The following is a 6,800-nucleotide window of genomic DNA, read 5'->3' on the forward strand; positions in this document are numbered from 1 at the left end:
GGCTGGCTGGCGAACATGTCGGCCGCCGCGGACGACCGGGTCCCCGACTTCGCGGCCTTGGCCGCCGACCCCGCCCGCCCCGGCCTCGCCCGCCTGCTGCCCGCCCACACCCCCTACCGCCGGCAACTACGGCGCATCGGCGCCGGCCGCGTCCTGGAAATCGGCTGCGGCGACGGCGACACCCTCGCCGGCTGCACCCCCGGCAGCGTCGGCATCGACCACGACCCCGACGCCGTCGCCCGCTGCCGCACCCGCGGCCTGACCGCCTACACCCCCGACGCCTTCCTCGCCGGACCGCACGCCCGCCCCGGCGCCTTCGACGCCCTCCTCACCGCCCACGTCCTCCAGCACCTCGACGACGAACAGGCCGAAGAACTCCTCCGCGCCTACGTCCCCTACGTACGGCCCGGCGGCGGCGTCCTCCTCATCACCCCCCAGGAAGCCGGCCACCGCGCCGGCCCCCCGCCCGTCCGCTTCACCGACTTCACCCTGCTGCGCGCCTTCGCCGCCACCGCCGGCCTCACCGTCCGCCGCACCTACTCCCACCCCCTGCCCCGCCCCGCCGGGATGCTGCTGCGCCCCAACGTGTTCGTCCTGGTGGGGCAGGTACCGCGATAGGGACGTACCGCGATCGGGACGTACCGCGACAGGGACGGGCAGGCACCGCGGCAGGCGTACGGGGCCGCGCACACGAAAGCCGGGGCGGGCCGCCCCTGAAGGCAGCCCGCCCCGGCTCTCTCCCCGTACAGCGGCCGGCGCCCGCGCGCCCGCTTACGGGCCCGCGCCTAGCGCCCGCGCGCCCGCTTACGGGCCTTCACGATCGCCCGCGCCACGATCGGCGGCAGCACCTCCCGCGCCACCTTCCGCACCGTCGCCCCCGTCGGAACCGGCGCCCGCCGCACCGGCCGGACCACCGGCCCCGACGGCGCCGCCACCACCTCCGGCCGCGCCGCACCCGCCGGGGCCACCGACGGCGCCGGACGGTGCCGCGACACCGGCTGCGCCGGCTCCTTCGCACCCTTCGCGCTCAACCGCACCAGCGGCGCACCGTTCACGTACTGCACCTCGTGCCAGATGTCACCGCGCTCCGCGATCCACCCCACCAGCGCCTTCTGCAACGGCTCAGGATCACCCCACGTGCCGTAGAACTTCGTGCCCGTGATGCAGATCGGCCGCAGCCCCTCATTGGCGACCGCCTGCCACGTCGCCGCCGCCACCCCCGGACAGTGCTCCGCGCGGTAGTCGTCCAGCACCACCACACCACTGCCGGTCAGCAACTCCCGCACCGCCAGGATGTCCCCGTGCACATGCTCGTACAGATGCGACGCATCGATGTGCGCGAACCGCACCGACCCCTTCTCGACGTGCTCGCTGACGATCGAACTCAGCCCCTGCACGATCGTCGGCAACTCGTCGTGGAACGACAGGTAGTTGGCCTCGAAAGCCCGCCGCGTCAGCGACGCGTACGACTTCCTCATCTCCTTGGAGTTCGACGCGTCCTCGGCCGGCGAATCGAAGAGATCGCACACCGTGAAGCGCTCACCGGCGCCCAGCCGCGCACCGAGGAAAATCGCGCTCTTACCCATGTAAGCGCCCAGTTCGAGCAGATCACCCGACTCGGAACGCTCCTTCTGATACGCCAGGAACCAGTCGAACAGCAGCTGATCGGCAGTGAAGAACCAGCCTTTCACCTCCGACAACCGGGCAGGGCGCGGGAGTTGCTCGGCACTCTGGTCTGCGGTGGGGGCAGTCATGTGCGGTCCGTCTCCAGACGGTCGGGAACGTAGGCGGAATGCAACAGGCAAAGCGATGTGGGGGGACACATACGGACGCATACGGAGTGTGCAGTTATGAACACGCCCGGCCCCGGTGCGGGGCGGCGCACGGGCCCCGCCCCACGCAGGGACGGACACACCCTCGTCCGGCACGGAATACGCGCCGGCGCCGCTACGCAGTCTCCACGACGGAGCCCCGTCGCACCATGCGTTTCACGGCAGTGACCGACATCGTAGGGGGACGGACATGAACGCGGGATAACAACGGCACGACCCGTAACCGACCCCGTATCCCGTGTGCCGTACGCCGTACGGCACACGGCTCCCGGTCCGCCTCGCCCGCCGCCCCTCACGCCACCCCGCACTTCACTTCACCGCGCCCGCCATCACCCCGGACACGAACTGCCGCTGGAACGCGAAGAAAACGATCAACGGCACCACCATCGACAGGAACGCCCCCGGCGCCAGCACATCGATGTTGTTGCCGAACTGCCGCACCTCCTGCTGCAACGCCACCGTGATCGGCGGACTCCCACTGTCCGCGAAGATCAACGCCACCAGCATGTCGTTCCACACCCACAGGAACTGGAAGATCCCCAACGACGCGATCGCCGGACCCCCCAACGGCAACACCACCCGCGTGAACAGCCGCAACTCACCCGCCCCGTCCAGCCGCGCCGCCTCCAGCAACTCCCGCGGAATCTCCGCGAAGAAATTCCGCAGCAGGAACACCGCGAACGGCAACCCGAACGCCGTGTGGAACAGCACCACCCCCGCCGTCGTCTCGAAGAGCCCCACCGCCCCGAACAACTTCGCCACCGGAATCAGCGCCACCTGCACCGGCACCACCAGCAGCCCCACCACCACCAGGAACCAGCCGTCCCGGCCCGGAAAATCCATCCATGCGAACGCATAACCCGCCAGCGCCCCGATCACCACCACCATCACCGTCGCCGGCACCGTGATCTCCGCCGTCGTCAGCAGCGAACCCATCACCTTGCCGTTCGACAACAACCGGCCGTAATTGTCGAACGTGATCTGTGCCGGCTCCGCGAACACCCGCCACCAGCCCGACTCACCGATCCGCTGCGGACTCCGCAACGACGACAACAGCAACCCCACCGACGGCATCAACCAGAACAACGCCACCAGCACCAGGAACACCCGCACCGCACCGCCACCGGCCCGCGCCGCCAGCCGCGCCGCCACCGACGGCCGCCCCCGCACCACCGCACCCGCCCCGCCCCCGCCACCGGCCCGGGCGACCCCCTCCACCGCCGTCATCGACGACGCTCCTTCCGTATCCGCCGGAGATTCACCCACATCACCGGCAGCACGAGCAGCAGCAGGAACACCGCGATCGCACTGCCCAGCCCCTCATCGACATCCGTCCCGAACGACGACTGGAACAACTGCAACGCCAGCACATTCGCCGACCGCAAACTCGACCCCGGCGTGATGATGTACACCAGGTCGAAGATCTTCAGCACATTGATCATCAACGTCACCAGCACCACCACCAGCACCGGCGCCAGCAACGGCACCGTCACCCGGCGGAACACCTGCCACTCACCCGCCCCGTCCACCCGCGCCGCCTCCAACAACTCCCGCGGCACCCCCGCCAGCCCCGCCGCGATCAACACCATCGCGAAACCCGCCCACATCCAGACATACGCCCCGATGATCGCCGGAGTCACCAACGCCGGCCCCAACCACTCCACCCCGCCGTACGCCGCCGCGAAATTCCCCGCCGGCAACCGCAACCGCGCCCCGTCCGCCACCCCACCCGGCAACACGAACGTCCCGTCCGCCGCGGTCCTCGCCGACGCCACCACCCGGCCGCCCCGTACCGCCTCCACGGTCACCCCGGCCAGACCCCGCTCCGACCCGTCGACCACATTCGGCCGGCCCCCACCGCCCCGCAGGAAATCCAGCCACACCGTCCCCGTCACACTCCCCGGCCGCGCCACCGCACCCGCCGCCCGCCGCGCACCCCGCACATCGTCCTGCCGCACCGCCACCAACGGCAGCATCACCGGCGACCCCGCCCGCACCACCGACCGCGTACTGAACGCCCCGCCCCCCGACGGCCGCAGCACCCCGTTCGGCCGCGGCCTCGCCCCCGGGAACGGCGCCGGCTCCGCGAACGTGTCATGCACCCCCACCCACACCGCATTGGCCACCCCACGCTCCGGATTCTGGTCATACACCAGCCGGAAAATGATCCCGGCCGCCAGCATCGAAATCGCCATCGGCATGAAAACGACCAACTTGAACGCCGTACCCCACCGCACCCGCTCCGTCAGCACTGCAAAGATCAACCCCAGCGCCGTCGACACCGCCGGCGCCACCACCACCCACACCACGTTGTTCCGCAACGCGGTCCGAATCCCGTCGTCCGCGAACAACTCCCCGTAATTCCCCAGCCCCACGAACCCGTCACCGGACGCATCGAACAGACTCCGGTACACGGAAAACCCGATGGGATACACCACCAGCGCACCCAACAACACCAACGCCGGCAACAAGAACACCGCAGCCACCCACCGCCGCGTCCCCGTCACACGCCGCCCACCACTGACCTTCACCGTACTTCCGCCGACTTCCGCGGTCCTACTGCTGCTCATCGTGAGAATCCCCCGGCACAGGTGAAACGGCACGGAAAGAGAGGGGCCCAGAAAAGAGGGGCCCAGAAAAGAGGGGCCCAGAAAAAGAGGGGCACAGAGAAGGGACGGCAAGGGAACGGAGGGGCAATGGAGCGGAGGGCCGGCGGGGCGGAGGGGCAGGAAAAGAGGAAGGGAAGGAGGGCCGACGTCAGACACGCCGACTGGCCCCCCAATGCCCTCACCCACCGAACGACTTGACCGCGTCCCGCTCCAGCCGCGCCTGCGTCCCCGCCACGTCCTTCGGATTCTTCAGGAAGTCCTGCAAGTCCTTCCACTCGCCCTGACCCGGCTTCCCACCGAACGAAGCCGGCGCCTGATCCGACATGTCGAAGCGGAAATCATCACCGGCCGCGATCAGCGCCCCCGCGATCCGCCGCATCACCGCATCCCCGTACGCCGCCCGGTCGAGTTCCTTGTTCGGCGAAATGAACCCACCCGCCCGCGCCCAGATCCGCGCCGCGTCCGTCGACGCCAGGAACGTCAGCAGAGCCTGCGCCGCCTTACCGCCCTTCAGCGCCACCGCCACATCCCCGCCCGTCACCACCGGCGACTTCGCACCCACCGCCGGGAACGGGAAAACCTTGGCGTCCGTACCGATCTTCGCCTTCGTCTGCGCGATATTCGCCGCCGCGAAATCCGCCGACGACACCATCGCCGCCTTCGGCGCGTCACCACCACTGAACGTCTGCGTCACCGACGTCGGGAAATCCGTCTGCAGCGCCCCCGCATTACCGCCCACCAGCAGATCCTTACGCCCGAAAAGCTGGCCGAGCGTGGACAACGCCTGCTTCACCGAGGCATCCGTCCACGCGATCCGGTGCTGCGCCAACCGGTCGTACTTCTCCGGCCCGGCCTGCGAAAGATAGATGTTCTCGAACCAGTCGGTCAGCGTCCAGCCGTCCGACCCGCCCACCGAGACCGGCTCCACCCCGGACTCGGAAATCGTCCGCGCCGCCTTCAGGAACTCCGCCCAGGTCTTCGGCTCCTGCACACCGGCGTTCCCGAACGCCTGCGCGTTGTACCACACCAGCGACTTGTTACTGGCCTTGAAATACACCCCGTACTCGGTGCCCTTATGAGCCCCGAGGTCGCGCCACCCCTTGCTGTAATTCTTCGCCAACTGCGCCTTGGCCTCCGGCCCCAGCGGCTTCAGCCAGCCCTTCCCGGCGAACTCGTTGAGCACCCCGGCCTGCTGCAGCATCGCCACGTCCGGCGGCCCACCCCCGGCGATCTTCGACCCGATGAAACCGGCCATGTCGTCGCCACTGGGCACGAAATCCACCTTCGCCCCGGTGCGTTTCTCGAACTCGTCCAGCACCTTGACGAAATTCTCCCGCTCCGCCCCCGTCCACACCGCGGTCACCTGCAGCCGCTGTCCCGCCAACTTGGGCAACCGCACCGTAACGGCATTCCGCTCACCCCCATCGCCCCCGCCCCCCTCACCCTTCTTCCCGCCGCCCCCACCACTTCCACAACCGGCCACCCCCACGGCCAGCACCACTCCCACCACAACCCCGGCCGCCCCCCGCCGCCGCCAACCCGTCCCTCGACCCCTCATCCCCGAACCCCCAATTCCCTCAGCCTCATCAATTCCTCAACCTGAGCCGCGCCGCACCGTGCCGTGGTGTGCCGAATTGCCGCGGAATATTGGCGCGTTGGCTCCCCGGATTACTGAATCGCTCTGCTTCTGTAGCCGTTCCTGCGACCGATGCTGTCGACCCGCCGCGGACATTCCACCCACGGCTCCCAGCAGGCCGCCGTGGCGCTGCTGCCGTGGTACAAGGTGCGATGGTGCGAGCTACTACTGCTGCGATCTCGCCAGGTGCGATGGTGCGAGTGCGGTGGTGCGTAACTGTGGTCGTGCGTAACTGTGGTCGTGCGGTCTGCCGCTCCCGTGCGCTCCCGTGCATGTGGCCTGCCGACGCCATGCCGACGCGGCTCGGCCTCGGCGCGGCCATGCCATGCCGGCTCGGCACGGCTTGCGGTGGCACCCGGCGCCACGATGCGCCGCTGCCACGCGGCTACCGGCCACCCAGCACTGCCTCAACCCGAGCCCAGCCCCCACACGCCCAGCCCGACCCGGTGTGCGACAGGTCTACGCCCCGCCCCCGGCCTCCGCAATACCGCGTCCAGCACCAACTCACCTTTCGTAATGGTGCTGTTACGGCCACCCCAAACCCCAACGCAGCCCCAGCCCCAACCCGAACGCAGTCCAGCCCCAACCCCGGCGCGGCCCCGGCCCCGTCCCGAACGCAGCCCCAGACCCAACCCCGGCACAGCTTGCAGGCCCACCCCGGAGCCGCCCCGGAAGGCCCCCCTCAGCCCCTGTCTCTTATACACATCTCCGAGCCCACGAGAC

The 6,800-nt window shown here is 69.6% G+C and carries 5 protein-coding genes; 1 reads left to right on the forward strand and 4 read right to left on the reverse strand.

Annotation, left to right across the window (positions count from 1 at the left end; all coding sequences use genetic code 11):
• Positions 1 to 15: 15 nt before the first annotated feature.
• Entirely contained in the window at positions 16 to 618 is a 603-nt protein-coding gene (locus tag IG62_RS0140555; protein WP_078872533.1) for a class I SAM-dependent methyltransferase, read from the forward strand.
• Between the two features lie 167 nt (positions 619 to 785).
• Here IG62_RS0140555 and IG62_RS0140560 read toward each other — a convergent pair whose 3' ends face one another.
• The 4 genes from IG62_RS0140560 to IG62_RS0140575 all read right to left on the reverse strand — a co-directional run bounded on the left by IG62_RS0140560 (position 786) and on the right by IG62_RS0140575 (position 5,999).
• Positions 786 to 1,754 (reverse strand): class I SAM-dependent methyltransferase, encoded by a 969-nt coding sequence (locus IG62_RS0140560; RefSeq protein ID WP_030816198.1) that lies wholly within the window; start codon positions 1,752 to 1,754, stop codon positions 786 to 788.
• Between the two features lie 387 nt (positions 1,755 to 2,141).
• Positions 2,142 to 3,059, reverse strand: coding sequence for a carbohydrate ABC transporter permease (locus tag IG62_RS0140565; protein WP_030816200.1), 918 nt, complete (start codon positions 3,057 to 3,059; stop codon positions 2,142 to 2,144).
• Positions 3,056 to 4,402 carry a carbohydrate ABC transporter permease gene (locus tag IG62_RS0140570; protein ID WP_051799250.1) on the reverse strand — a complete coding sequence of 449 codons (1,347 nt, stop codon included), beginning with the start codon at positions 4,400 to 4,402 and terminating at the stop codon, positions 3,056 to 3,058. Before IG62_RS0140570 ends, IG62_RS0140565 begins: the two co-directional genes overlap by 4 nt.
• A 217-nt stretch (positions 4,403 to 4,619) precedes the next feature.
• Positions 4,620 to 5,999, reverse strand: a complete 1,380-nt coding sequence (locus IG62_RS0140575; protein ID WP_051799251.1) for an ABC transporter substrate-binding protein — start codon at positions 5,997 to 5,999, stop codon at positions 4,620 to 4,622.
• Between the last annotated feature and the right edge of the window lie 801 nt (positions 6,000 to 6,800).

The organism is Streptomyces sp. NRRL S-337, assembly GCF_000720175.1.
Classification (GTDB): domain Bacteria; phylum Actinomycetota; class Actinomycetes; order Streptomycetales; family Streptomycetaceae; genus Streptomyces; species Streptomyces siderophoricus.

What these genes read in the sequence shown, in the direction of transcription:
- IG62_RS0140555 (WP_078872533.1), top strand. Translation starts at nt 16, where the DNA reads ATGTCGGCCGCCGCGGACGACCGGGTCCCCGACTTCGCGGCCTTGGCC.
- IG62_RS0140560 (WP_030816198.1), bottom strand. Translation starts at nt 1,754, where the DNA reads ATGACTGCCCCCACCGCAGACCAGAGTGCCGAGCAACTCCCGCGCCCT.
- IG62_RS0140565 (WP_030816200.1), bottom strand. Translation starts at nt 3,059, where the DNA reads ATGACGGCGGTGGAGGGGGTCGCCCGGGCCGGTGGCGGGGGCGGGGCG.
- IG62_RS0140570 (WP_051799250.1), bottom strand. Translation starts at nt 4,402, where the DNA reads ATGAGCAGCAGTAGGACCGCGGAAGTCGGCGGAAGTACGGTGAAGGTC.
- IG62_RS0140575 (WP_051799251.1), bottom strand. Translation starts at nt 5,999, where the DNA reads ATGAGGGGTCGAGGGACGGGTTGGCGGCGGCGGGGGGCGGCCGGGGTT.